The sequence below is a fragment of the Gemmiger sp. An50 genome, assembly GCF_002161595.1.
Classification (GTDB): domain Bacteria; phylum Bacillota; class Clostridia; order Oscillospirales; family Ruminococcaceae; genus Allofournierella.
Genome location: NZ_NFID01000038.1, coordinates 1 through 1,023 on the forward strand (window position 1 = coordinate 1; position 1,023 = coordinate 1,023).

Here is a 1,023-nt window from a genome sequence, read left to right on the forward strand (position 1 = left end):
CTGTTCAGCTCTTCCAGACCGGCAGTGTCATTACCACCTACCAGAGTGCCGGTAGCCTTGCCGCTGGCAGGATCATAGCCATACAGGGTGTTGCCGCCACAGGTCAGGCTCACGGTGTAGCCGGTGTCCTTGGCGTTGGAAGCACCAATCAGCGTGTTCACAACGCTGGTGTCCATGTAGAAATAGGCAGCCTTTTCGCCAGTGTTCTCCAGCGTGATGGTACCGGTGTAGGTCTTGCCCGGAATCATCTGGCTAAAGCCGCTCATCTCGGTGCCGCCGGTATAGGTCAGGTTGGTGCCGTCGTAGACCACCTTGTCGGCGTCGGCGGCAAAGCAGCCCAGCGCGAATACCGCGCTCAAAGCCAGCGAGAAAAGGCTCGCGATCAGTTTTTTCTTCATCTTCACTGCCTCCTCCCGCTTATTCGGTCACGCTGACCAGGTTGCCGTTCTCATCCAGCTGAGCAGAAACGCCCCAGCTGGCCAGGATGCCACTGGCGTTCAGGTCGGCCGCATCCGCGCCCGCGAACTGTACGCCGTCCGCCACAGCCTCCAGGTGTACGGTCATACCTGCATACTCGTTGGTCAGGCTTGCCGGGATGCCGATGGTCTCCAGCAGCTCACTGGTGCTCTGGCCAGCCGCTACCGGATACCTGTAGTAGTACACCTCGGTCTCATCCGAGTTGCCTTCAAACAGTTTCTCGGCCTTGATCCAATCGGCGCTGTTCAGGCCCAGTTCAATGTTTGCGGCATCCAGATCGGTGGTTTTCCCGTCTGCATCCGCCCAGTATTTGGTCACGGTAACGCGGATGTAGGCATCCACGCTGCCGGTATTGTCTACTTGATAGCCGTCTTTTACTTCGATCTCGTCTGCCGGCATCAGTGCCTTATCCGTCACCGTGAGGGCAACCGGATCGCTTTCGCCGCCAGTCCATTCAATATTCAGGGTGGCCGCCGCCAAAGGCGCCGTGACCGGGTTTTCCGCACTCGCCTGGCCTGCCGCCAGGGAGCCGCCCACGACTGCGCC

2 protein-coding genes are annotated in these 1,023 nt (G+C 59.6%); both read right to left on the reverse strand.

The features are described from left to right. A partial coding sequence (locus tag B5G03_RS16870; protein WP_140401742.1) for a hypothetical protein occupies window positions 1-398 on the reverse strand: 398 nt, incomplete at its 3' end. 19 nt (window positions 399-417) lie between these two features. Beyond that, window positions 418-1,023 (reverse strand): hypothetical protein (locus B5G03_RS17510; protein WP_343286916.1); only part of this gene is annotated, 606 nt, incomplete at its 5' end.